This is a genomic window from Rhizobium sp. 57MFTsu3.2, from assembly GCF_012932765.1.
In the GTDB taxonomy this organism is placed as follows: Bacteria; Pseudomonadota; Alphaproteobacteria; order Rhizobiales; family Rhizobiaceae; genus Rhizobium; species Rhizobium altiplani.
Genome location: NZ_JDWI01000043.1, coordinates 12,743 through 37,835 on the forward strand (window position 1 = coordinate 12,743; position 25,093 = coordinate 37,835).

The window sequence follows — 25,093 nt, forward strand, 5'->3', positions numbered from 1 at the left end:
TGACCGTTGAAGTTGGCGGCCGGCTTGAAGGTCCAGCTGTCGTCGGCGTTTTTGGCCCAGGTGCCGTCATTCGAGGACAGCCCCGAGACCGAGAGNGCGTCGTTCTCCACATCGGTGTAGCCGGCGAGAAGATCGGCCTTGCTGATCGTGTAGCTCGTGTCCTCGGTACCGGCCGTGAGCGTCGCCGGCGTACCGGTCAACACCGGCGCGTCGTTCGCCCCGTGGATGGTCACTGAGATAACCTGCGCGGTCCCGTCGGCGGTATACACCGTGATGCTGTCGGTGTAGTCGGTGCCCTGCTTGAACTCGTTGTGGGCGTCGTTCATGGTGTAGTTCCATGAACCATCCGCCTCGATCGAGAACGAACCGTATTTGCCGGCCACGTCGGTCTGCTGCTGGAACGTCGCCTGATCGTGATCCGCGTCGGTGACCTCAAGTTTTCCGGTGTACACCTGTGCTTCGTTCGTCTCGTCGAAATCACCCCCGACTTCACCGCTGATCTTGGCAGCGTCGTTCATGCCGGTGACCGTGATGGTCAACGTCGAGGTAGCGGTACCACCGTGACCGTCGTTCACGACGTACTCGACTTGGATTGCCTTCTGCTCGCCGGCGGCCAGCTTCTGGAACTCAGCACCGGAAGCATCGAACGTGTAAGAACCGTCCGAGTTGAAGGTAAGGCCAGCCGGGGCCGTACCATTGAGCGAGTAGGTCAGGCTGTCGCCGTCGATGTCCGCGCCCTTGACGTTACCGGAGATGCTCTTGTCCTCTTCCACGGTGTTCGTAAAAGCTTCGGCCGTCGGTGCGTGCCTCACGTCCACGTCGGCCTGTGACCACGTACCCTTGTTGCCCATCTGGACCATATACTGGATATCGGTAGCGTCGTTCTTGATGGTGAACTCGGTGAAAGCGGCGTTGCTCTCGATGTGGTGCGCCAGCAGATAAGCCCTCTGCGCGGCGACGGTCGGGATGCCATTAACGATCTGGTTAGCGGCGTAGTCAGCAATGTTCCCGAAGAAAAACTGCTTGCTGACGTCGTTCTTCGCCGCACCGCCGGGGTCGTTGGCCAGCAGGTCCGCGATGGTGAAGGTGAGGTCGCCGTTCAGGCCGACGACGTCGTCCTTCGCGGCGTTGTTCGTCGTTGCCGACGGGGATGATGGCGATTGAGCCATTGTACGCTACTCTCTGTTTCCGGATAAGGCTGTTTGTGGACAAACCAATCCCGCCGCCGCCCCCTTCGCGACAGGGTTGGTGTCTGTGAATTGTGAGATCCCCCTAAAGACCCTCGTTGGCGTTGTTCGGGGCACGGAATAACTTGTTCACATTGTTGGCGTTTTGTTGCCCCGCATCTTTGGTTTATTTTTCCCGCAGGGACCGGCGGAAGTTCTGGGTGATCGGCTCCGAGAGGTATTCCAGCACGGTCCGGCTCCCCGTCCGGATCATCGCCTCGCTCGTCATACCCGGCAGCAACTTGCGCCCCTCCAGCTTGGTGAGTTCGCTCCTGTTGATCAGGATGGTTGCGGCGAAGTAGGGCGCGCCTGTCCGCTCTTCCACAAGTCTGTCGGCTGATACGGTGTCCACGACACCGTCGAGCGGGGGTAGGTTGTAGCGGGCGAGCGCCGGGAAGTTCGCGTGTGCCGTCTGGCCTGGCGCGATCGTCTCGACGTCCTCGGGCTTCACCATGGCCTCGACCACCAATTGTTCGTCAAGAGGCACGACCGTCAACAACGTCTCACCGGGCTTCACGACGCCGCCAGTCGTGTGGACTTTCAGGTCCATGATGATACCGTCCACCGGTGCGGTGATGTTGGTGCGGGCAAGCACGTCCCTGGCAGCACGCTCCTGTTGACGGAGATCGGACAACTCCGCCTCGGTCTTGCTCAACTCATCGACGGCGTCGTTCAGCCGCTTGGTGTCGAGGTTCAAGATCTGCATTTGGATCTCGGCCATGGCGCTCTTGGCGCGGGCGACTGATGCTGTGTTCGTCGCCCGCTCACCCTCGTATTCGTGCTGCTGGCGTCTGAGCAACAAACCCCGCTCCCGGGTTGTCAGACCCTTCTGGAGCAAGACGTCGAGGTCGTTCGCCTCTTTGTCGATGTCTGCGATCTGCTTGTCCTCGGTCGCAATGAGGTTCTTCAGTCCGGCAATTTCGTCCTCGCTCTGCTGGCGGCGCTGGGTGAGAATTTCCCGCTCGTCCTTCAGGTTGTGGTACTTCGCGTTGAACAAGTCCCGCTGCGTGATAATCGCGTCCTTGGCAGCTGCCGACGGGTTTGCCAGCAGTACCGGGCCGAACTCGACCTCGCTCCTGTCGTCCCGCTCGGCTCGTAGCCGTGCGGCCAGAGCCTCGCGGGTGACGATACGGCTCTGAATCAGGTCCAACTGTGATTTTGCCTGAGTGCTGTCCAATCTGACCAGGACGTCACCTGCCTTGACGATGAGGCCGTTGGTGGCGTCCAGTTCCTTGATGATGCCGCCCTCAAGATGCTGGACCTGTTTCCGGTCACCGGCGACCTTGATCACGCCCCCGGCGACGGCGGCACTGTCCAGTGGGGCCAACGCCGCCCAACCACCGGCCACGCCGAAGAACAGGGCCATTATCGCCACGCCGGCGTAGGTCACGCCCTTGATGCGCAGTGGTCGATGTTCCGGCGTGGGCATCTGGATACCGGGTAGAGGTATGATGTTCTGGCGGCTCATGCTTCTTTCACCTCTGTCATTTTTTCCTTGACCACCATCTGGGCTACCTTCGGCATCTGGGCCACTTTGCGATTGCGGCTCGCTATCTCGGCAAACACTGCGTCACGCGGGCCGAACAGGTCCTGTTGACCTCGGTTCAGCACCAGCACCTTGTCCACCTGCTCCATGATGCTCGGTCGGTGGGCGATCAGGATAACGCTCATACCGGTGTGCTTGGCTGCGCTGATGGCCTCCGCCAAAGCGTCCTCACCATCCTTGTCCAGATTGGAATTCGGTTCGTCCAGTATCAGCAGTGCCGGGTTGCCGAAGAATGCCCGTGCCAACCCGATTCGCTGGCGTTGCCCACCGGATAGTGACGCACCTGCCTCGCCGATCTCGGTGTCGTAGCCCTTCGGCAATCCCTTGATCAGTTCGTGGACGCCCGCCATCTGCGCGGCCTTGACGACCTTGTCAAAGACCGTGTGGTTCAGTTTGGTAAACCGGGCGATGTTCTCGGCCACCGTACCGGCGAACAACTCGATGTCCTGCGGCAGGTACCCGACGTGGAGACCCCGGTCCTCAGCTGCCCACTCGGCGACGTTCATGCCGTCAAGTAACGCCCGCCCGCCGGTCGGTCGCCAAGCACCAGCCAGTATTCTCGCCAGACTCGTTTTGCCAGATGCACTCGGGCCGATCATCGCCAGTACCTCACCGGGTCTGAGTTGGAAGCTGATGCCTCTCAGGATCGGCTCACCGTCCTTTCTGGCTAGCGTGATGTTCTCCGCAGTGAATCTGCCGGTCGGTCGCGGCATCGGGAAAACTGGGACGTCTTCCTGGCGGTTCCCAGCGATTGCCACGAGACGCTTGTAAGCAGCACGTGCCCCGATCGTCGCCTTCCACGTCCCGATCGCTTGTTCCACCGGGGCCAGCGCACGACCCATCAAGATTGAGGCCGAGATCATGATACCGGGCGAAGCCTCGTTCCGAAGCACGAGATAAGCACCGATACCGAGTACAGCCATCTGGAGAGCCATCCTGTAGCATTTCGCGAGGGCCGAGATCGTGCTGCCCCTGTTGGCTGCTGTTGTCTGCTCGTTGCTCGCCTTGTCCTGTTGGGCCCGCCAGACTTCGAGCAATGGCTTCATCATGCCCATTGCCTGTACGACTTCGGCGTTCCGGATCGCGGCCTCGGCCTGTTGGTGTGCTCTGGCTTGTGCGTTACCGGCGTCTGTCAGGGGCTTGCGGGTTACCCACTCGTTCAGGAATGCCAGTGCGAACAGCCCGACACCGCCGGTCAGCGCCAACCAACCCAGCCATGGGTGCATCAGGAAGATCGCGGCGAAGAACAGGGGTGCCCACGGGGCGTCGAGGATCGGGTAGATACTCGGGCTGGTGAAGAAATTCTTGACTTGGTCGAGATCCCGCAGTGCGCGACCGTTCCCCTGACCGGGAGACACGGCGGACAGCTCAACTGATGCCGTCAGCAACACCGGTGCCAACCGCGCGTTCATCCACGCGCCGATCGTGGCCAGCATTCTGGATCGCACCACGTCCAGACCCGCCATCGTCACAAGCGCACAAGTGGCCATCAGCGACAGCATCAACAACGTTTCCACGCTGTGGCTTGATAGCACCCGGTGGTAGACTTGGAGCATGTAGATCGTCCCGGTCAACATCAGTATGTTGATCCCCGCGGTGAACACGATCAGCGGTCGCACGGCGCGTCTGGCTTCTTTCGTCACCACCTGCAAGGCAGGTGGGTGTTTGGCTGTCTTCATCTCTGCCCTCAAAAACCCCATAAGCTACGTCGGTTTATGCGTAGCCATTCGTAATTTGTTCACATTGTCGGTATGTAATTTCGTCGCTGAAATGCGGTTGAGGCGCACTGCCTACTTTTCGCAGACGGATATACAGAATTGGCGAGGTGCTCGGCTTGCCATGCGAAGACAAAGATTTGCGCTGAGCTGCCATACGTCGCATGCTGCGTGTGTCGCGGTGGCAGCGATGTCCAACCCGTTTGTCAGAGACCAGCAGTGGCGCAAGTTTGTCGACGAATTATTTTGCTCGACGACCAAGAGGGTTGGCTTCGCGCCGGGCACTCTCCCGGATCAGACAGAAAAACATCGATCCGCTGCCCCTGCTGAAATGATCCACCTGACCGAGGCTATGCTCGATGAGCGAAAACGCATCAGCATAGCGTCGCAGATTGAGTTCTTGAGCGAGGCATCACGGGCGCTCGACGACGAGCGTCTTGGCCTCACTCTGGCGAAACAGCTCGATCTGCGAGAGATCGGCATGATCCACTACCTGGCCGCGTCGTCGTATTCATTTGGCGACGCTCTTCGCCGTATTGTACGATATGCTCGTGTGGCCAGCGAAGCGTTGGAACTTCGGATCGACCGGCGGGGTACGAACATTAAATCTGGCCATATCCTATTCGGGATTTTCCAGACACGCCGACCGACATCAGGCAGCTGAAGGCTTGAGCTTTGGCGAAATCTTGGACCAACTACGGCGTGACTTGGCAATGCGCTACCACGAGGACGATCTTCCGGCATCGCAAATCGCGTGGTTGCATGGTTTTCATCAGCCCAGCTCTTTCAGTCACCCTTGCCGTTGTTGGACTGGCAAATGCCCATTGGAATATCGGCGCTCGCGTATCGAGCCATCCGGCGTCGTCCCAGGATATTCTCAACAAGTTCCATTGGCGCCAGCCCGCCGAGATTGTGTGCGAACCGATCGAAAGCCAGTGGTACTCGAACGCCGTAGTACCGCATGGCTGTCGCTAGACGTTTCTGGCAGCTCGAAACAAACAATTGGCCGACGGCGACAAGCGAACGCGGCAACAGGTGCCTAATTGACTATTGGCGCAGGGGCAGGTTGTATTTTTTCATAAATTGCTACTATCTTAACGACGCCTGCAATTCCGTTGATGGAGGACATAGCCGTGTCTACGTTGATTGCAATTGTTTACCCCAGCGAAGCCAAAGCCGAGGAAGTGCGCCAGCGCTTGCTCGGACTGCAGAAGGAGTACTTGGTAAAGGTCGGAGACGCTGTCATCGCGACCAAGGCCGAAGACGGCAAGATCAAACTGAACCAGTTGGTCAACACCACGATTGCCGGTGCCGCGTCGGGCAGTTTCTGGGGCCTCCTTATCGGTGTTCTGTTTCTTAATCCGCTATTGGGCGTGGCAGTTGGTGCCGCTTCCGGTGCCATAGGCGGCGCTCTCACTGATGTCGGCATCAACGATGCTTTCATGAAGGATCTAGCTGCGAATCTCCAGCCGGGCAATGGGGCGTTGTTCGTGTTGATCCACGAGATGACGGCGGATAAGGTCCTTAAGGAGATCTCCGCCTTTGGTGGCGTCGTGCTCAAAACCTCTCTCGATGAAACGAAGGAACAGGTTTTGCGGGACGCCTTGGAGAAAGCGGCTGCGACCAGCTAGATCTATTGGCCACAGGCCGCATTTCCCTTCGGCCCGCGAATACTCTTTGACGCTTCAATCGTAACCTCCGCTACTTCAGCCCAAACTTTTAACGTCTTGCAAAATAAGGGCGAACACGCGGAGCGGACGGCAGCGGGTGGTTTTCTACCGCAGTCGGCCGATATCCGCCGGTATCATCGTTTAGAATAATGATCGTCAGGTGGCTTATATCCTACGTGACGTTTGGCCTTGACGACCCGAGTGAAACGCCCCGCGACGATCCAATAAATGGTCCCGCCCGCTGCACCGGTCACGATCCAAACTAGCCACTTGAGATGCGAGAAAGCGTCATGATGTATGTCGGGAAACATTGGCGGGATGGCACTTAAGACAAGCCCTCCAGCTCCCCATGTAGCCGCGTAGTAAAAGACGTTCCGATATCCTTTTTCCCAGGCCACCAAAGCCGCGCACGCTGCAGGTATCGCAAAGAGCACAGCAAAACCAGCAGAGTATAATAAAAGTCCATAACAAAAGGTCTCGATATTCAGGCTTCCGGCGTGTCTCAAAGTTCCAACAAAGATTATGTACGTCGCAGCCGAAGCCAAAACTGCCGAGAAATATGCCAGCGCTATAACGAGTACCGGCGGGAAGAACTTTGCGATAAATCGTGAAAGCAATCTCACCATGGAACTAAACCCCAGTGGCTTGTCGTCGGTTGTTTGCCGCAGCCATGCGGCCGGATAATTCCAACCGGCAGTCCCGAGATCAATGATAGCAGTAATCTGCCGTAGGTCTCTGATGGTCGCTTCTGAAGACTCGCATTTCCGCCTCCGCCTTTTTAAGTGACGTGTTGCCTTAGTCGGCTTTCCAGAACATTGATTCGCATTCTATACGACAAGTTTGCAATGTATTGCAACTCACGCGATATATACTTGAATGCTTTCAGGGAGAGATGTCGCGTGAGAAAAGCATTCATTTGGGCCGCTGCGATGGCATCGATTGGGGGGATTGGGCTGGCGCAGGAAACGCCTGAGTCCAAGCGTCCCCCCGACGTTCTCGTGCGATCTTCATTGATCGCCCACTATCGAGAAGCGTACATCTCGATGGTAATGTCTGTCCTAAGGCAGGGCGCTCAAGACCACCAGACGCTGACGAACATCGATATTGAACGTAAAAAGGCGATCGACAAGGCGGGCCGAACTTCTGCAGTAATGGCAGAGTTCTTCGGGCGAGATGTCAACGCCGACAGGGTGGTCGACGCCCAAGAGTTCAGCAATCTTCGAGAAGAGATTTGGTCCAGAGCAGGCTTACTTCGTGCCGACGCAAATGCAGATGGCAAGGTCTCGTTAGATGAGGCTTTCACTTACGCACAGAACCAGAGTGATGATCTCTCAGGCGACCGCTCGTCTGTTCAACTTGAGAAGTATCTGGAATTAGATCCCAATAAAGATGGGAAGTTAACAGCCGACGAGCTTCAGGAACTCGCAACAGCGGCTTTCGCCTATTTCGACAAAGACGGTGACGGTCTCCTATCCCCAACAGAAAAACGCGAACTTCAAGCGCGGAGCGAGATGATCACCCGTGCAGATAGTTTGGAGCGGCAGTGTCGGTTGCCGAAAGCTACAGCACGACAGAAAGTGTACCTGATCACTGCCTATGAAGGAGGCACTCTCTCGAACGTCTCCATTGTTGGCCAGGATGAAGTAACCGAGATCGCAACCATAGAGATAGCGGCTGGTTCTGAGCCGATCTATTTGGCAGTATCGTCCTTTACCCCAATGATCTGGCGTTTGACCGGGCACGTCGAGCGAGTAACAACCTTCTATGGTACAGGATGGACTGGGGTTGGCGTCACGGGCGTCTCCAAGGATGTCGTCACGCTCGTCTCGGATCGAGAATGCAGTCGTCGCTTTGAAGGCAAGAGCGGAAGCGCAACAACGCGCCAATTTCTACAGGCGCTAACGTCTTTGATCGGTCACGATATCGATGGCATGATTTCACGCTATACTTCGTTTAGTATGGCCCTTCCTTTTGATTTCCGCGCTGTCACCGATGAAGTCGAGGACGGTCGGTCTGCGAAAGAGCCTGACTTCAGCCTTGATGGGCTTCCGTCACAAGACGGCATCATGCAATTCAAGCAAACTCTTGCCAATCTTAGGAGTTTCAGCCCTGGTGGCGTCTTGAATATCGATGCCAAAGACGTTATCGCCACTCGCATCGCATCGCCGAGCCGTACCGGATCCTTCCGCAACAAGCGGGATTGCTGCAGCTCTTGCAGAACGGGTCTCTCGTTGAACGGGGCCGGGACACATATGTGGCGATGCGGGCTTTTGCACGCTATCCTGCTGGTCTTGCAGGTGCCCACTCGGTTACTTTCCAGTTTCCCGAAGGAATGAAACTGCCCGAGGGAAAGCCCGGTCATTCAAAGGTGTATGTCGGCAAATCGAAACAGCTGCCGATGGTCCTTCGACCATAGGCATTGCGTGGCCTAAATGATCGACTACGATCGGCCCCATCGCGCGCCGAAGGCACTCAGTCTGGATGAACGCGAGGAAATATCCCGTGGGCTGAGCAGCCAGCGTTCCCTACGATCGATTGCCTACACATTAGGCCGATCTCCATCTACGATCAGCCGTGAAGTTGGTCGCAATGGCGGAGCGGACCGGTATCGGGCCGCACGCTCAGATCAGGCCGCCTGGGATCGCTCCTTGCGTCCCAAGACATGCAAGCTGGCTTGCTATGCGTCCTTGGCCCGCACAGTGTCTGCCAAGCTATACCGGAAATGGTCGCCAGAGCAGATTGCGGGCTGGCTCAAACGTACATATCCAGGGGAGCCCCTCAAACAGGTGTCGCACGAAACGATCTGTCGCAGCCTGTATATCCAAGCCCGCGGGGTGCTGAAGAAGGAATTGCTTGAACACCTTAGGGCAAGCCGAACGATCCGTCGTTCGCGGCCACGCCAGCATGAAACGAAGTGGTTTAGGCCAGATCAAGGATGCGATTTCCATAAGCGAGAGGCCTGCGTCCGCTGACGACCGTGCAGTCCCCGGTCACTGGGAGGGCGATCTTATCGGTGGGTCGAAGAACAGTTACATCGCGACGCTGGTCGAGCGTCACTCGCGCTACGTCATGCTGATCAAGGTCGCCAATAAGGATACCGAAAGCGTAGTTTCTGCGCTGATAAAGCAGTCACAGAAACTGCCGGGCGAACTCTACAAATCATTGACNTGGGATCGGGGCAAGGAGTTGGCTGACCATCAACGACTGGCAATAGCCGCTGACGTTGAGATTTACTTCTGCGATCCCAGATCACCCTGGCANCGCGGTTCAAATGAGAACACCAATCGATTGCTGCGCCAATACCTACCGCGCGCCACTGACCTGTCCGTACATAGCCAAGCCCAGCTCAATGCTATCGTCAGGCAGCTCAACGAACGTCCAAGAAAGACCTTGCTTTTTCAGACGCCCGCGGAAAAATTTGCAGAACGTGTTGCGGCGATCAATTGAACTGCCGAAAGTGGCCGTCGGACGCCAACCGCAATGAAGACCGGCTCACAGTGTTCACCGCACCGACACGGTAAAAGGCGTTCTGTTAGTTTAAATTATTTTTTATCAATCAAACGTAGATTGCATTCGCTGAAAACAGCTCTGCGTTTAGAAGTCTCTGATCGTGTCATTGGGGTGACGCTAAAATTGACGAATGCTTTTTACGATAGCCAACCCTCAGGTAGAAGCTGCAAGATACTTCCGGATGTTTTGAATGACGCGGCTATCGAGGCTTTGGACCGGGCTTCGTGCGTTCCCAACATTAACAGCGACCTGCTCCAATCGACACCTGCTCTCGATATCCGGTCCGGGTCTGAAAGAATTGTGGCTCTACTGCAGACAATCGATGTGAAGAAATTTTTCAAGAAGCAAACGATTCTCAGCCGCTTTACTGGCGCGGACGTGGAAGCACGGCTGCAGTTCGAACTTGCAAGCTATCGAGTCATGACCGCCTTCCGAGAAGTGCGGCAGGCAGCGGATAATGGACGCAGGATCAGGGCACTTCTGGCGAAGGCCAAGTTGGACTTGGGTGAGCAGCAGTCGAAATTCGCCGGTGTCATCGAGGAGGCCAAGGCGCTGCTGGTGAAATACCGAGCTTCGGCAGACAGCTTCGTTGTAGATCGGTTCGAACGCCGGCTTGCCAATCTTATAACGATGGAAACGTCGAACACGCTAACGCTCCAGCAGATGAGCTTGTCGGAAAGCACGCTTTCGATGTTGCTCGACAGGTTCGTTGACATCGAAACAATGTTGCTGCCGCTCTGGCAGAGGAACGCTCTGGCTATTGCACAAGGCGAGGTTACCAGTGTCCGAAGCCAGCCAGCGGTTGAGTTCCTTCAATCTCACAACACTCTCATCGACCATTTACAGAAGGTTGGAAGCAGATGACAACCGGACTAAGTATAAACAATACCGGTTCTGAGGCCGCAGCTCCGGCGACTATCGATGCGGATGTCGAGCGCCTGGCGTCAAGTATCGATCTTCAATCCGCCCTATCCATCCAACAGTTCGGTCAGGAAATTGCCGAACGTTCGGCGAAGTACACCGATGACATCTTGCGTTCGGCACGCGCGACCGATCTCGATCAAACGGGTACCAAACTCAACGAGATTGTTCTTGCAGCCCAGCAGTTCAACCTCGATGCTATCGGCAGCACACAAAATCGCATCCCTGTGATCGGCGGGCTGCTGAAGCGGCTGGCTCGTTCGAGGGAAAAGGCAATTGCGCGTTTCGATACGGTCAAGGGTCAAGTCGACAAGTTGGTGGCTCAGATCGAAACCACGGCTGAAACGCTGAACCGCCGGAACCGTGACTATCAAACAATGTACGAAGGCGTCAGGAGCGAGTTCGCCGTTCTTGGCAAGCACGTCCAAGCTGTTGAAATACGACTTGCCGACATGGACGCTGAGATCAGTGGCCTTGACTTGTCTGAACGCAGCATGGAGGCGAGCGAAAAAGCTGCTGTCCTTGAAGCCAACCGGCAATTGTTGTCCAAGCGTGTTGACGACCTGAAGGTACTGCAACACAGCGCGATGCAGACCTTGCCGATGGTTCGGATCATACAATCCAACAATCTTGCGCTGGTCGACAAATTTCAGACAATCCGTCAGCTCGCCTTACCAGCGTGGAAACGGTCGTTCATGCTGGCAATCACGCTGGACGAACAGAAGAGCGCTGTCGAATTGGCGAATACAATTGATGACGCAACGAATGCCTTGATGCGTCGCAACGCTGATCTGCTGCACCAAAATTCGGTAGCGACTGCGAAGGCCAACCAGAGGCTCGTTGTCGATGTTGAGACCCTGCAGCACGTTCACGACAAGATTCTGGCCACGCTCACGGATGTGCGCGAGGCTCACCAGCAAGGAGCGAACCAACGCAAGCAGGCTATCGGTGAGCTGGAACGGCTGCGCAACGAGCTACGCGAAAATGTTAAGGCAACAGGGCTGGTGAATGGCTAGCCAATCCGCCTTTGGAAGGCGGCATTCGGGCGTCGCGAAGAACGCGCAGATAGACATCGACGCCGCTGACAAGGCCCGCGTGGAAACGGTACATAATTCCGCTATTGCCGCCCTCAATATGCGTTCGGTCAAGATTTCAGCACTGGGCCAAATCGGTGCATTCGTTGGCGTTCTGTGCCTGTTTTTCTCAGCAATGCTACATTCCACCGTTCAAACGGACCTCAGTGGTCTGCACGGCTGGATTTATTTGCCGGATGCCTTTGCTGCCAATGTGACGTTTTCCGATCCAAAGCTCTACCCGGATACGGTGACGACCAATCTGAGGCCTATTGGCTCGCGGGAAACTATCGTTGTATGGCTTCTTGGAGCAGTAGGTCTAGTCGCTATCGTCCGGCGGCACTGGGTGTTCGCTGGTTTGGCGACAGCGTTCCTGCTCGCGACTTTTGCTATTTCCAGCCAGTTTCTGCAGACCGTGCCGTTCATACTGTTCCTTTACGCGCTTGCCACCGTTTTGATGTATGCGGAGCTGTCGCGACGGACAATCATCGGCATTGTCGTTGCCATGGTGTTGTTAAGTCCGTTGGTATTCTCTGCGGTTAGCGATCTATCGCGGAGTTTTGGCCCATCGCCCGCCTACGCCAAATATCGCATGGTCTTGTTAACGTCCCTGGTTGCCAATGCGGGGCAAGAAGGCGTCGGAAAGGATGAAAGAGGGCATCCCCTTATTCGCGGCTCGACGTTCGCCTCTGTCAGCGTCGACAACAAGGACGTTGCGGCCTACGTCCTAGCGCAGGAATACGCTCTAAGAGGAGATGTGCAGAAGGCGGCCACCGCAGTTACACGGCTTGATGAAGGCCCTCTGTTTAAAAGCAACTTTGATCAGAACAGATTAGGCTTAATCCGGAACTTCGTGACCCTGGAGGGCGGGTTTGGCGAGCAGGCTCAGAGAGAGTTGCAGGCGGCCAATAGCGGACGAACGAGGATTTCGCTTGGCGTTGCGCTATTGGGCATTTTGCTTTGCCTCATCTCGCCGCTGTCTGATCGCCTGAGCGCCAGGATTGCCACCCGTGGCAATCGACTTGCGGCCACCAAGGCGGACATCGACTGCTTACGTGGACAACTAAAAGAAACCGAGCCAAATGCGCAACGCCTCCACTTCGGGACAGGCGGTATCCGTCGGCTTGTGCAGTCCAAAACTATCTCAGACAGTGAAGCGGTCCTCGATGCGATCGAGGCGCGGCTGCGGTTTTACCTTTTCGCCGGGTTGACGCTTTTGGCGACCAGTGTGCTAACCGCTATCACTGCTTACCTTCTGTGGCTCCCAGCCGCTGAAAGCAACACGGCGTTCCTGCAGGTGTCGCTGGCAGGTGATGCCCTCACGCTTGTTCAGCGATCAGGTGCATCCGTCACCTCAAGGGTCCCTTCGTATTCCTTCATGCTCTGGTTGATGAAGTGGGTTTCGGTAGCGTTATGCGTGGCAGGCGTGGTCGTGTTGATGCGCCGATCCAGGCCGATGGGCGTGGCCGCCATGATCGCCGCTCTCGGCATCTATGTGGTTTCCATGCTCATCCCGATCTTGCACTCCTGGTACGAGGTCTCTCCAAACCTCTTGTCCACCACGGTGCGCAGGCAGTTGATTGAGGCGACAAAGAGCCGGGTAGCTCCCTCGATCCTTGCCGATACGCCACTTCGGTCGTCAGCGGGGCAAGAAGCCTTCCACCAGCAGACAGCAAATGGCGGCATCGTCTTGAAGTCGCCGCAGGAGATGGTGCCGGTCTCGGTAGACGGGGCCGTCGCCGCCTATACCTTGGCACAGATTGCCTATATCGAAGGCGACGCGGCCGAGGCATCCGAGAGGCTTTCAGAGGTCCAATCCTCACGCGACCTTGTCCCTGCCGCACATCAGCAGCGACTGGCCTTGATTTATGATTGGGTTGCCAGCCATCAACTTGATGTCTCTAAATCTGATTGGCTTTCTGGAGCGGTTGCCTGCACGCATTTTGTCCGAACAGCGAGCAGGGGATTGTTACTTACCTCGATCATGGGAATTCTTATGGCTGGGGTTGCCGCTGCTCTTTTCGGGATCGCTTCTCGCCGCAAGACCAGGATTGAAGCTTTGGCACGCGAGCGGAAGTTCGCAGTTTTAACGGCAGCCGTTGAGTGAATTGGCTAATAGCTGCTTTGCGCGAACGGCGGCCATTGGAGTTAAGCCATTGCACCACAGTTCAACCGCGTCCGATCCTCTAAAAGATTGTAGCAGTCCTGTCTGGCGTAAAGAGCAATTCGTCAATAATCCAATGATACGCGATCACCTCTGAATTTCTGGCTCCCACGCTTTTTCGAGTGCGGTCTACGTCGAGGGGGTGAAGTGACGTTTGCTGGCGCTGCAGCTCGCATAGTTGTTCAATGGCTGTTGATGGCGGAGTATGATTGCAGCGATGGTCGAACTCTCGCCGGACTGCCCGCAGCGGGGGATCCGAGGGGTCAATCTTCCAAAGCTCTGGACTCACCCCTCACGGCTGTCATACGCCATCCGGGCTTTCTCGATCGCCGGTCGGCTTTCTGTTGCCCAGTTGCTGAGCAACCGTAGAGGCACCGCTCATGCCCATTGCTTTAACCAGGTCGTCGACCGAGCGGGTCGAGATGCCCTGGATGTAGGCCTCCTGAATGACGGCTGTCAGCGCCTTCTCAGCGATGCGCCGTGGCTCCAGGAACGAAGGGTAATAGGTGCCCCTCCTGAGTTTGGGAATGCGCAGTTCGACGGTCCCGGCCCGCGTCTCCCAGTCCCGGTCGCGATACCCGTTGCGCTGGGCCATGCGCAACGGGTTCTTCTCGCCATAAGCGGCACCGGTGGAGGCCCCCACCTCCATCTCCATTAATCGCTCGGCGGCGAAGCCGATCATCTCCCGCAAAATATCGGCGTCGGGGGTCTTCTCTACGAGCGTGCGCAGGTTCATCATGACATCGGTCATCGGTGGTTCCTTCCAATCAGGTTGGTGTCAGCAACCCGACTTTACCGGAGAACTTCGATGACCGCCGCTCGCTCGCTACAGCGCTGATGAGGGCGCGCTCCCGAGCGGCTTCTCTACCGACGAACTACACCACTCGGCGGGACACGACCTATTTTTCTGCACGGTGCGTCGAGCAGTGGCAAGTCAACCATTGCGAAAGCACTTCAGGCACGCATCGAGAAACCGTTCTGGCACATATCTATTGATCATCTGCGTGATGCTGGCGTCCTTCCAACGGAGCGTTTTAGAAGCGGCGATTTCCGCTGGGCCGATGTTCGGGCCGCCTTCTTCGACGGATTTCACGGTTCGTTAAAGGCTTACGCAGATGCCGGGAATGATCTCATTCTTGAGCACATCCTAGATGGATGGATGGATGGCTTGAAACCCTTGTCGGCCTTCTGTCAGGGCATGATGTGTTCTTCGTCAGTGTGCATTGCCCGCTCTAACTTTTGATCGAGCGCGGAGCCTCGCGAGGTGATAGACCACTTGGCAGTGCCAAGCAGGATTTCGAGACTATACATATAGGAAAAGCGTACGACATCGAATTGTAATCCGAGGACGGTACTGAGGCAAACGCGGAGAAACTATTGGCAGCACGGAGAACTGGTAGCCGCTCCTCAAGCTTCGTCCACTGACAGCATTTCCCGAGCGTCCCCGTCAACAAGCCGATGTCAAGTCGCGCTTTGTGGAGACAAATGTTTACGGAACAAACGAAAGAGCGTGCATTCCAACGCGGAATCAAGGCCGATTGATCTGCTTCATCGCCATCCGCGCTCATCAAGCATGAGCGCCAGGCGTATGGAATCGATAAATCGCCCATCGATCAATGTACCGCGTCTTTCTACCCCTTCACGGCGGAAACCCACGCGATCGTAAAGAGCTATAGCGCGAGCGTTGTCGGTATGAACAAACAGTTCGATCCGGATTAGGCCCACGTCGGTTGCTGCGTTCAAAGCCGCTTCCATCAAACGCCGCCCAAGTCGGTTACCGCGATAGCCGGGAATAATCCCCATTCCAAGCGATCCACGGTGCGATTGGGTCGGCCGAAAATGGCGAGTAATGTCGCACCAGCCGACGACCCGCCCCTCGTCGAGGGCGACGAACTGCGGATTGCCCTTGTCAATCATGCCGAGTACGAAGCTGCGCGTCTGTGGAAGTTGAGGCGCTTCCAGCATGGTCAAATACTTTCGTTCCCGCGCTACAAAGTCGAGCGCCGCGTGGAAACCTTCAATTTTCTCCGACGCGATGGGAACTATTTCTATTTTACCTGGCGTACAAATTGATTTGTCGGCTACCCCTTCCCATCGAACTGCGAGCTTCATTGAAGCTCATGCATCCTCGGATTGCAATTGGAAAGTTATGCGACTTTAGAAAGTGTCAACCTTGGTTTCCAAGGACCAGTTCACTATGACGCTTGATACCCCAGAAACGTCCGACGCCGCCAATACCGCGCATTTTAGCTATTCGATATACGGCCGATAAAGCCCGTCGTGTTACAACCCTAAGAGGTTTTACGGGTGAGACATGAAGTTTCCAACATTGGTAGCATTGAGTTCGGCAGCAGCATTCTTGGGAGCCGGTGGCTACACCGTGTTGCCGGAATCCGTAACCGCTCCGATCAAGCATTCGTTTGCCGCACAGACACGGCCAATGATCATTGACAACGGAGTGATCGTCCAACGAGGCACGGACTGCAACATCAAGGGCAACGTCAGCATCGATTCCGGCGAACGCATCTATCACGTACCGGGCCAGCACTACTACGAGGCCACGAAGATATCGCCGCAGTATGGCGAGCGCTGGTTCTGTTCCGAGCAAGAAGCGCGTGCCGCTGGCTGGCGAAAGGCCGGATACTAATCTGAGACAGGGGAAAAAGCCGCGCGTGCTGATCGGAAATAATGCCAAGGCCCGCTCCTTCGCGTCAGAGGCAGACACGTTGTCGCCACCAACAGCGGCGAACAGAGGCAGCGAATTGCCGACGCATACACCCATACATTTGCCTCCATCCGACCAAACGAGCGCGACGCTCGACCTCGCATAGTCGCCGGCCTTGAGCGGTTTTAGGCCTCGCCTTCAGCCCTCGCGGACTGGAAGACCTTCGAAGTGCTCTACCGTGCTGTCAAGTCGCACCCAGGGATGTTTCGATTGCTCGAAGACTGACATGGAGGGCGGCACATAGGCCGGGTCGGCAAATGAACCGACCGCCACACCGATCCAGGCCGGCGCGGCTTCGACCTTCCAATAGACGGTCGAGCCGCAAGTCGGGCAAAAATGCATGTGAACCTTGCGACCGCTGTCGGCGGTGCGAACATATTCTGTCGCCGATCCTGTTATATCGACACAATCAATCGCGTAGAACGAGTTGGCGCTGAACGGTACTCCCGTTCTCCGTTGGCATGCAATACAGTGACAGAGCGCCGTCAGTTGCGGCCGTCCCTTAGTGGACAGTCTGAGCGCGCCACAGGCGCATTGGGCGTTGGCCATGGCAAATCCTTCCAGATACGTGGCGAGATCAAGTTAAATTGTGGGGGCTGAAGTGCATGCAAGTATCGCAATACTTGCGCAGGCGATACGAGGGGACGGAGACCATATTCAATGTCAACCATCACGAGCAATAAAAGTATACCATGGATATGCCAAAGTCGAGGTAGTGACCGCTTCGGCCCGAAACGCGCCGCTGTTTTTGCGCTTTTAGCGAACGTCACTAAATTGTGGTGAACAAACTCTCCTAGCATATTCTTATCGCAACCACCGATGACGAGGACCCCATCCATCCATTGCTCCTTGATTGCAGCCCCGATGCAGTCTGCGACGCCCTTTTCACCCCCCGGCCGATGACCTCCCGGGGGGAGCCTGAGGAACGTGACCGACGCTCGGCCTCGTCACGCCAGCCACTGACCGAAAAGGGGCGTCTTTGTATTTCGCATGATGCCTTCAAGGCCATGCTCGCAGGCCGCTTCGAAGTTATCAATCAAAGCGATCGATTGGGGATTGTCGACAAGGTCCCACATCGGACCGTGACCGCCTGGATAGAATACCGCGTCGAAGGCCTCCGAGCGCATGTCTTCCATCTTCGCCGTAGTGGCGAAAACCTTCTGCGCCGCCTCGTCTTTCTTAAACCGCGCCATGGCGGGCGTCTGGTTCTCTGGTAGGTCGCTTTTCGGATCAACGGGGGGCCGACCGCCTTTTGGCGACACGAGCGTGAGGTCGACGCCAGCGTCCCGAAATACGAAATACGGCGCCGCGCCCTCTTCGAGCCAGAAGCCGGTCTTGCGCCCGGTGCTGCCGAGAATATCGTGTGAGGTGAACACCACCAGGATCTTAATCTGTCCGATTCCTTCCTTTATCGCGCAGCCAACATAAACTGCGCGGGTGCGATTATGTCGACTATCAGCAGTTGCCGCACGTGCACCTAGGTATCGCCGATACCTAAGTAGGGGCCACGCTCCTTCCCTCGAGTCCCCTGCCACCGTTCCTAGAACCTGTCCGATGGTATCGCCGACACTTAGGTGCAATGGCGTTCTTCAAAAATCGATATCACCCTCGCTGCGTTCAGTCTTTCGACCGCAGGAGGCTCCGATGAACACAACGGCAGAGCAGATCCACCTTGTCCGGCGTACGCCAACATACTGGCGGATTACGTTTGACAACCCACCGCTGAACGTCATGGGTCCGAAATTCGTCAAGGAGTTCCGGGAAATCATCACGGCACTGGAAAATGACGAAGACGTGAGGGTCGTCGTCTTCGACAGCGCAGTCGACGGCTTCTTCCTCAATCACAGCGACTTCAACGCAAAGCTGGAGGACCTGACCAGCATTCCCCAGGGGCCGACAGGACTGGAGGCGTGGCCGGACATACTTGTCCGCCTGACTCGGGCTCCCGTGGTGTCCATCGCGCTTATTCGGGGGCGAGCCACAGGAAACGGCAGCGAGATCGCGCTCGCCTGCGACATGAGTTTCGCTAGCCGGGAACACGCTGTGCTGTCCCAGTGGGAGGTCGGGGTGGGCCTTGTCGCGGGCGGCGGCCCCATGGCTCGCCTGCCCAGACTGATGGGCAGAGGCCGGGCCCTGGAGATTCTCTTGGGGTCCGAGGACATCCGTGGAGATCTGGCGGAAGCCTACGGATATGTGAACAGGTCGCTCCCGGACTCCGAGCTCGATGCGTTCGTCGACGCCCTCGCCAGTCGCATCGCGTCGTTCGACAAATGGGCGATTTCGAACACCAAGCGACTTGTGAACGCCGCCGCCTTGCCGCCGGATGTCGAAATCACGGCCGGCTGGGACGCCTGCATGAGTTCCATCGCCCGGCCGGCGGCCCAGAACAGGCTCAAGGCGTTCTTTGAACTGGGATTCCACCGGCCCGGAGACGCGGAGGATCGTATGGGAGCCTACCTGCCCCAGCTTGGTCGCTGAAACACGGGTTCGTACACACGCATTCGCTCTCAGCAAAGGATATCGATCATGGACCTGCTAGCTATTGCAAAGAATATCGCTGACCGCGTGGAAGCGGAATCGTCGCGCGTCAACGTGCCGGTGTCCGTGTCGGTCGTTGACACACACGGCAACATCGTTCTGGAGCACCGAATGAACGGGGCGTTGGCTTTCTCCATGGAGCTTTCTCAGCAAAAGGCTTACACCTCGGCGCTCGTGCAGGTACGCACGGCCGACATTTGCCAGATGGTTCAGCCGGGCCAGGCGCTCTATCCCCTAATGTCTCAGGGGAGATTTTGCGCCATGGGCGGCGGAGCCCCGATCGACTTCGAGGGCAAGGTGGTTGCGGGCGTCGGAGTGAGCGGGGGAACTGTCGAGCAGGACGTCGCGATCCTCGAGGGAGCACTTCTTGGCGTCTAGTAGAGAAACGGACGGTGGCGGCGCGGCCGCCCTCCCGCAGATCCGTTGCTGCGCGTTTGTGCCAAAGATCGGCAGTGGCTAAGCTGCGAGCAGCTCCCGCTGCTCGAACGACGTCATGTTTCGAGCCGACGAAGGGGCTTTTTGAGCACGCAGGTGGCCCACACGCTTGGTATCTGCGAGTTCACGGTCAAGGCCCACCGTGGGCAGGTGAGGAGGACGCGCACACTGCCTCCTCATCAAGATGGCGGCAATTCTAGGGCAAGGAAGGATCGACACTGAGCCAATGCACCCGGTGGCATTCACATTTGCGTCATACGCTTCCTACGGCGGAGCCTCCTTGGCTTGGAAACAAGGCGATCATACTGGCGTATATCCCGGCGCCGACCAACCGAGCGATGCTCGCAATTCCTAGCGCAAGATCGAAGCCCTTGTCGGCGTAGCGACGTCGCCGAATGATCGCGAAATGAAACCGCAGACGCGAGTTCCAAAGGGTCATTCGGAGATTGTTATTTCGCGTATTGAATTTTCGCTTACATCGAATGCTCGTAATGCTGGAATGACGCCGGCGCGCGCAAGGATAGCAAGTACGGAAAAGAACGGATGGGGACGAAACGATGGCGTTCACCAACTTGACAAATGCTCGCATACCTTGAATCCGTAGGGCGATTTTGACGCACCAGCCACGTGCAAGCAACAACTTGTTAATTCAGATGTGTTGACATATATGGCAACCATAGAGAAACTTGTAGAAGATGAAGTCTTAATCAAGATCGATGTCCTTGATGATGCCACGCTGGAAAAGAGGAAGATCTACATTCTCCCGGAAGTTCGACAGTGGTTTCAGGATGTGCTTCCAACATTGAAAGCTTTCCACGAAGAGGACATCGCTCCGATTAATCAAGTTTGGTCACTCTTTGAAACGTTTTTGACCGGTCATGAATTAGAGGAAGGTGAAGAATACCGGCTCATGCGGCCGATTGAGAACGACGTCTACGAGTTAAAGAGTCCGGACACTCGATTCTATGGATGGTTTGTGCGTGCTGGCATTTTTGTCGTAGTTCGTGCGGATTCTATGGAGCGTGTTCACACCTACGATCTAGCCTCTGGCTATAGAGGCGAGGTTGAAAGAGCGAGAGAAGGGATCGACCTCGATCCGCCAAAATACGTAGTGGGAGCGACGAAGGAACATGTCTTTTCGACTTAAAATAGACCCTCGCGAAGCGGCTAGTACCACATTGATAAGTCGAACCGCGCGAGAATTGCGCAAGGCGTTAAACGTCAGGAAGGCGCATGATGGCATGACGCAGGCGGATGTTGCCGAGGTTCTTGCGACGGACAAAGCAACCTTAACAAAATGCCTGAGTGGCTTTCGAAACATTACGTTGAAAACACTTTCTGACATTGCTTGGGCTCTCGGCGGTGAGGTTGAAATCAACGTCAAGATGTCGAACTTAAAGAAAGGCGCAGAGATCGTTGATTTCGCTGCCTTTAGCGGGATGAAGGGAAATACATTTATTTCCTCGACAACAACTGAGGCGCCGGCAGCAAAGCAGGAAGCAGCCGCCGTGCAAACAGCGGTTTTGAAATATGCGAGGTAATGTAGTCTTTTGCGATGATGTGCGGGTCGAGGCGAGCGGAAAGCACATACTTGTCGGCGTCTATCCAAATGGGTTGGCGTTCACCGGCGGGTTCCCCGCGCTTATACGCATAGTGGTATGGCTTCAAATGGCCGATCTGCCCGGCGGAAAGCACAACGTCGATTTCTTCCTTCGTGGTCCAGGATCGTCCGACAACGATGTTCATCATGGCGGAGAAGTGGATATAACGGCTCCGTGGCTCCCATTAACGTTCTCTATGGGACCTTTCGACGTGCCTGTGCCCGCCTCGGGAGATATTGTCGCATTTATCTCGATCGATGGTGGACCGTTAGAGAAGATCGGGGCTTTAAACGTCGCCCCGCCACTTCGCTGAAACTAATCAGTCAGTTGGGTGTGACCCAACAGAACATCTGGACGCACCGTCTGCTAATTTCATTGCCTTGATGACCGGGGCGGGTCGCATGGTAGAGAAAGCGATGCTCGAGATGGTCGAGCGCCTCGTGCTCCTCGCCGTGTTATTCGGCGAGATGCAGCCAAAGCTAGTCAAGCCGCCAGCGCTTGTTCCATCGAGGGGCCGATGTCAACATACTCCCGGCTCGTGGTTGCGACGGCCCCGTGCACGTTTTTCGATGGAACTCACATGACAAAGAAAGCCGCCCAGATCAGCGCAACTTTACTATTGTTTGTTGTGATGAGCTGCCCTGGAGCACGCGAAGATGGCCACTCTGGGCGAGAGCAGCGTGGCGGTTGGTGGTTTTCGTCGTTCTCACATATCTGGTGGTCCCAGGGACTGGCCCGTCGATGAGGAGGCACACAGGATGGATCACCCGGTCACTCGCCAAAGAACATCGTCAATGTCCCCGGTGACATGTGCCCCCATCACCACCGTTGGCGGGGTGGTGTCGACGTCTTGCTCGAGTGGTCGGACGATGACCACAGGATCGTAACGATGCTTCTGGTGCGGCGCTTACCGAAGATCGTCGAATGAGAGGCATCTCCCGCCCTCGGTCACCATAAGCAAACCTCATATGGCCATGACGCGTACTTATTTGCGTGGCGGAAGGCTCCCGCATACCCTTCTCGAGAGGGTATTGAGAGCATTCGGCCAATCGGTGCAGCGATCGCAAATCTCCCTCGGGAACAACACAAAACGGGAGCAGCTGATGTGGCGAGGTCACGATAGACCCGAGCCTGGCACCTTTCCAAGCCGGGCAGCAGGACAAACACAGTCGAAGTTTAAAGTCGGTTTTATTCTGGCACGGTCGTTTACGCTCTCCGCGTTCTCCTTGTTCGTTGATACATTGAGATTGGCGGGCGATGAATTGGACAGGTCGCGCCGACTGCGCGCCGATTGGGAGGTTCTTGCCAATACCCGGCATCTCATTCGATCGAGCTGCGGAGTGAGCGTTGCGCCGACATCGGATCTTGTCGCACCTGAACGCTTTGATGTCATTGTCGTCGTCGGTGGGCTGCTCGGAACCGATCAGTCCTGCGACGCGGAGGCTCTTGCCTATCTAAAGCAGGCGGCAAAGGCACGTGTCCCCCTGATTGGACTATGCACCGGGACATTCATGCTCGCAGAGGCTGGCCTCATGGGCGCGCATCATAACTGCGTCAGCTGGTTGCATGTCGATGAATTCCGCGACTGCTTCCCGCATCTTCGCGTTCGCGCCGATCGGCTCTTCAATTTTGACGGAAGAAGGGGCTCGTGCGCCGGCGGAAGCAGTGCAGCGGATCTGGCTGCGTTCCTGGTGCGATCGCGGATTGGCCCTGCCGCGGCGCAGAACGCACTCGACGTGCTTCAGATAAATCACGCGAGACATTTTACGGACGCCCAGGCTCGTCTACCGATCCGTCAGCTTACTGGCGACGGCACCATCGATAACCGCGTCAATGCCGTCCTGCTGACGATGGAGCAGAACCTCGTTGCTCCGAAGACAATCGAACAGCTCGCAGCCAGCGTAAGCGTCTCTCGCCGGCAGCTCGAACGCTTGTTCCGGACCATATTGGGGATGTCCCCTGCCCGTGCATATAGCGAATTGCGCCTCAGACGCGCACACTACCTTCTCATCAATACAGATAGGCGAATAGTGGACATTGCGATTGATGTCGGTTTCGACAACGCATCGCATTTCTCCCGCGCGTTCAGGAAGATCCATGGGAGGAGCCCGACAGCTCTGCGGATCGACGGCGAAGCCGTTCCATCAGTGTGATCCTGCAGCCTACGAGCTGAAGGGTGACGTGGGCCGGAGGGCGACCAGGATGCCGACATGATCCGTGCTGACGAAGCAACCAGCCCTCTGTCGTCGTTCGCCCCGCATCCCTCACGACGCTCTCCATCACCCTTTTTCCGCATGGGCAATACGCGCGACGGCCGTTGTGGTCACTTTCGATAAGCATCGGTTATTCTTGTATCAGGTGAATAAATTTCTGTAATGTCATTCGCGTCGATAAGTTCGGACTGCTCATCCAATCAGGAGGAATTTCCGATGACCGACGACATGCTTCACGTGATGAAATGGCACAATGGCGCGAAGGAGTTCTCGCCATTTTCCGACGAGGAAATGGCCCGGCGCCAGAAGGGCCTGCGCGACTGGATGGCGAAGAACGACGTCGATGCCGCGCTCCTCACCTCCTACCATTGCATCAATTATTACTCCGGTTGGCTTTACTGCTACTTCGGCCGCAAGTACGGCATGGTCATCGACCACGAGAATGCGACAACGATTTCAGCTGGCATCGATGGCGGCCAGCCGTGGCGTCGAAGCTATGGCGACAACATTACCTATACGGACTGGCGGCGGGACAACTTCTACCGCGCAGCACGGCAACTGACGCGGGGTGCCAGGCGCATCGGCATCGAATTCGACCACGTCAACCTCGAATACCGACGACAGTTGGAAGAGGCACTTCCCGGTGTCGAGTTCGTCGATATCGCCCAGCCCTCGATGTGGATGCGTTCGATCAAGTCGCTGGAAGAGCAGAAACTCATCCGGGAGGGCGCAAGGATCTGTGATGTTGGTGGCGCGGCCTGTGTCGCCGCCGTCAGCGCGGGCGTACCCGAACACGAAGTTGCAATCGCCACGACAAACGCAATGGTCCGCGAGATAGCCAAGTCGTTTCCCTTTGTCGAACTGATGGATACCTGGACCTGGTTCCAGTCAGGGATCAACACGGACGGCGCCCACAATCCGGTCACGAACCGCAAGGTCCAGTCGGGCGACATCCTGTCACTGAATACGTTTCCGATGATCTTCGGCTATTACACGGCACTCGAACGCACCCTCTTTTGCGACCACGTCGATGACACGAGCCTCGATATCTGGGAGAAGAATGTTGCCGTTCACCGCCGCGGCCTTGAGCTCATAAAGCCGGGCGCCCGCTGCAGGGATATCGCGATAGAACTCAATGACATGTACCGCGAATGGGACCTGCTGAAACACCGCTCCTTCGGATACGGTCATTCCTTCGGTGTGCTATCCCATTATTACGGTCGCGAGGCCGGTGTCGAACTTCGCGAGGATATTGAAACGGTTTTGGAACCGGGCATGGTCGTATCCATGGAACCGATGGTCATGCTGCCAGCAGGCATGCCAGGTGCTGGCGGCTATCGTGAGCATGACATTCTGATCATCAAGGAAGATGGGGCGGAGAACATCACCGGTTTTCCGTTCGGTCCCGAGCACAACATCATCCGCAACTAATGCCTGTCGCACACTATCGAATTGAAGTGGCGGGATANCCCGCCACTTCAGATTGCTGACAAACCCCTGGCACCGTCTGGGGGTTTGTGATTCATTGGGACATGTTGAAGAAACCTGCCCCCACCCAGACGGCTCTTGAGATGGTGACGCTCGACAGTCTGGTGCCGAAGGATCACCTGCTGCGCAAGATCGACGCGGTGATCGACTTTTCCTTCATCCATGATCGTGTTGCGGGGCTTTATTGCGCCGACAACGGCCGCCCGCCGCTCGATCCGACCTTGATGTTCAAGGCGCTGTTCATTGGCTACCTGTTCGGCATCCGCTC

At 56.6% G+C, this 25,093-nt stretch carries 23 protein-coding genes and 3 pseudogenes; 18 read left to right on the plus strand and 8 right to left on the minus strand.

Translation table 11 applies throughout. The features are described from left to right. The 3 genes from AF71_RS28805 to AF71_RS28815 all read right to left on the minus strand — a co-directional run. The coding region (locus AF71_RS28805; RefSeq protein WP_169684110.1) for a VCBS domain-containing protein at positions 1 to 1,169 on the minus strand (1,169 nt) is incomplete at its 3' end. A 184-nt stretch (positions 1,170 to 1,353) separates the two neighbouring features. Next, entirely contained in the window at positions 1,354 to 2,694 is a 1,341-nt protein-coding gene (locus AF71_RS28810) for an HlyD family type I secretion periplasmic adaptor subunit (protein ID WP_210258422.1), read from the minus strand. Beyond that, complete coding sequence (locus AF71_RS28815; protein WP_169684111.1) at positions 2,691 to 4,451, minus strand: type I secretion system permease/ATPase; 1,761 nt, start codon at positions 4,449 to 4,451, stop codon at positions 2,691 to 2,693. Before AF71_RS28815 ends, AF71_RS28810 begins: the two co-directional genes overlap by 4 nt. Before the next feature lie 226 nt (positions 4,452 to 4,677). On the opposite strand from AF71_RS28815, the gene AF71_RS28820 reads away from it, so the two are divergent. From AF71_RS28820 to AF71_RS28830, 3 genes are all read left to right on the plus strand, one after another. Continuing rightward, positions 4,678 to 5,151 carry an AraC family transcriptional regulator ligand-binding domain-containing protein gene (locus AF71_RS28820; protein WP_169684113.1) on the plus strand — a complete coding sequence of 158 codons (474 nt, stop codon included), beginning with the start codon at positions 4,678 to 4,680 and terminating at the stop codon, positions 5,149 to 5,151. Next, entirely contained in the window at positions 5,033 to 5,530 is a 498-nt protein-coding gene (locus AF71_RS28825; protein WP_348644155.1) for a helix-turn-helix domain-containing protein, read from the plus strand. Before AF71_RS28820 ends, AF71_RS28825 begins: the two co-directional genes overlap by 119 nt. 90 nt (positions 5,531 to 5,620) lie before the next feature. Continuing rightward, the gene (locus AF71_RS28830) at positions 5,621 to 6,118 is read left to right on the plus strand and encodes a DUF1269 domain-containing protein (RefSeq protein WP_169684116.1); all 498 of its coding nucleotides are present in this window, start codon (positions 5,621 to 5,623) and stop codon (positions 6,116 to 6,118) included. Between the two features lie 173 nt (positions 6,119 to 6,291). On the opposite strand, the gene AF71_RS28835 is transcribed toward AF71_RS28830, so the two are convergent. Then, positions 6,292 to 6,783 (minus strand): hypothetical protein, encoded by a 492-nt coding sequence (locus AF71_RS28835; protein WP_169684117.1) that lies wholly within the window; start codon positions 6,781 to 6,783, stop codon positions 6,292 to 6,294. A gap of 273 nt (positions 6,784 to 7,056) precedes the next feature. Here AF71_RS28835 and AF71_RS28840 point away from each other — a divergent pair, with 273 nt between their 5' ends. From AF71_RS28840 to AF71_RS28860, 5 genes and pseudogenes are all read left to right on the plus strand, one after another. Continuing rightward, entirely contained in the window at positions 7,057 to 8,493 is a 1,437-nt protein-coding gene (locus AF71_RS28840) for a hypothetical protein (protein ID WP_169684118.1), read from the plus strand. 120 nt (positions 8,494 to 8,613) lie between these two features. Further along, positions 8,614 to 9,604, plus strand: a pseudogene (locus AF71_RS31975) (IS30 family transposase); the annotation flags it as partial. A 33-nt stretch (positions 9,605 to 9,637) separates the two neighbouring features. After that, entirely contained in the window at positions 9,638 to 10,531 is an 894-nt protein-coding gene (locus AF71_RS28850) for a hypothetical protein (RefSeq protein ID WP_169684119.1), read from the plus strand. Then, positions 10,528 to 11,604, plus strand: a complete 1,077-nt coding sequence (locus AF71_RS28855; protein WP_169684120.1) for a toxic anion resistance protein — start codon at positions 10,528 to 10,530, stop codon at positions 11,602 to 11,604. Before AF71_RS28850 ends, AF71_RS28855 begins: the two co-directional genes overlap by 4 nt. Next, positions 11,597 to 13,768, plus strand: coding sequence for a hypothetical protein (locus tag AF71_RS28860; protein ID WP_169684121.1), 2,172 nt, complete (start codon positions 11,597 to 11,599; stop codon positions 13,766 to 13,768). Before AF71_RS28855 ends, AF71_RS28860 begins: the two co-directional genes overlap by 8 nt. 430 nt (positions 13,769 to 14,198) lie before the next feature. On the opposite strand, the pseudogene AF71_RS28865 reads toward AF71_RS28860, so the two are convergent. Beyond that, positions 14,199 to 14,576, minus strand: a pseudogene (locus AF71_RS28865) (transposase); the annotation flags it as partial. 189 nt (positions 14,577 to 14,765) lie between these two features. On the opposite strand from AF71_RS28865, the gene AF71_RS28870 reads away from it, so the two are divergent. Continuing rightward, positions 14,766 to 15,068 carry a hypothetical protein gene (locus AF71_RS28870; RefSeq protein WP_348644156.1) on the plus strand — a complete coding sequence of 101 codons (303 nt, stop codon included), beginning with the start codon at positions 14,766 to 14,768 and terminating at the stop codon, positions 15,066 to 15,068. A 305-nt stretch (positions 15,069 to 15,373) separates the two neighbouring features. Here AF71_RS28870 and AF71_RS28875 read toward each other — a convergent pair whose 3' ends face one another. Further along, complete coding sequence (locus AF71_RS28875; protein ID WP_169684123.1) at positions 15,374 to 15,937, minus strand: GNAT family N-acetyltransferase; 564 nt, start codon at positions 15,935 to 15,937, stop codon at positions 15,374 to 15,376. A gap of 202 nt (positions 15,938 to 16,139) precedes the next feature. Here AF71_RS28875 and AF71_RS28880 point away from each other — a divergent pair, with 202 nt between their 5' ends. Further along, positions 16,140 to 16,472 (plus strand): hypothetical protein, encoded by a 333-nt coding sequence (locus AF71_RS28880; protein ID WP_169684124.1) that lies wholly within the window; start codon positions 16,140 to 16,142, stop codon positions 16,470 to 16,472. A gap of 216 nt (positions 16,473 to 16,688) precedes the next feature. Here the strand turns inward: AF71_RS28880 and AF71_RS28885 are convergent, their stop codons facing one another. After that, positions 16,689 to 17,099 carry a GFA family protein gene (locus AF71_RS28885; protein WP_169684125.1) on the minus strand — a complete coding sequence of 137 codons (411 nt, stop codon included), beginning with the start codon at positions 17,097 to 17,099 and terminating at the stop codon, positions 16,689 to 16,691. Positions 17,100 to 17,575: 476 nt separating this feature from the next. Continuing rightward, positions 17,576 to 17,941, minus strand: a pseudogene (locus AF71_RS28890) (type 1 glutamine amidotransferase domain-containing protein); the annotation flags it as partial. A gap of 253 nt (positions 17,942 to 18,194) precedes the next feature. Here AF71_RS28890 and AF71_RS28895 point away from each other — a divergent pair. From AF71_RS28895 to AF71_RS28930, 8 genes are all read left to right on the plus strand, one after another. Continuing rightward, entirely contained in the window at positions 18,195 to 19,028 is an 834-nt protein-coding gene (locus AF71_RS28895) for an enoyl-CoA hydratase/isomerase family protein (protein WP_169684127.1), read from the plus strand. 48 nt (positions 19,029 to 19,076) lie between these two features. Next, a complete protein-coding gene (locus tag AF71_RS28900) occupies positions 19,077 to 19,466 on the plus strand; it encodes a heme-binding protein (protein WP_169684129.1) in 390 nt (129 codons plus the stop codon). A 724-nt stretch (positions 19,467 to 20,190) separates the two neighbouring features. Further along, a complete protein-coding gene (locus AF71_RS28905) occupies positions 20,191 to 20,670 on the plus strand; it encodes a hypothetical protein (RefSeq protein ID WP_169684130.1) in 480 nt (159 codons plus the stop codon). Positions 20,671 to 20,764: 94 nt separating this feature from the next. Next, entirely contained in the window at positions 20,765 to 21,064 is a 300-nt protein-coding gene (locus AF71_RS28910; protein ID WP_169684132.1) for a helix-turn-helix transcriptional regulator, read from the plus strand. Between the two features lie 127 nt (positions 21,065 to 21,191). Continuing rightward, entirely contained in the window at positions 21,192 to 21,437 is a 246-nt protein-coding gene (locus AF71_RS28915) for a hypothetical protein (RefSeq protein WP_169684133.1), read from the plus strand. A 790-nt stretch (positions 21,438 to 22,227) separates the two neighbouring features. Continuing rightward, positions 22,228 to 23,277, plus strand: a complete 1,050-nt coding sequence (locus AF71_RS28920) for a GlxA family transcriptional regulator (RefSeq protein ID WP_169684135.1) — start codon at positions 22,228 to 22,230, stop codon at positions 23,275 to 23,277. Between the two features lie 276 nt (positions 23,278 to 23,553). Continuing rightward, a complete protein-coding gene (locus tag AF71_RS28925; RefSeq protein WP_169684137.1) occupies positions 23,554 to 24,768 on the plus strand; it encodes a M24 family metallopeptidase in 1,215 nt (404 codons plus the stop codon). Positions 24,769 to 24,869: 101 nt separating this feature from the next. Beyond that, the coding region (locus AF71_RS28930) for a transposase (RefSeq protein ID WP_169682924.1) at positions 24,870 to 25,093 on the plus strand (224 nt) is incomplete at its 3' end.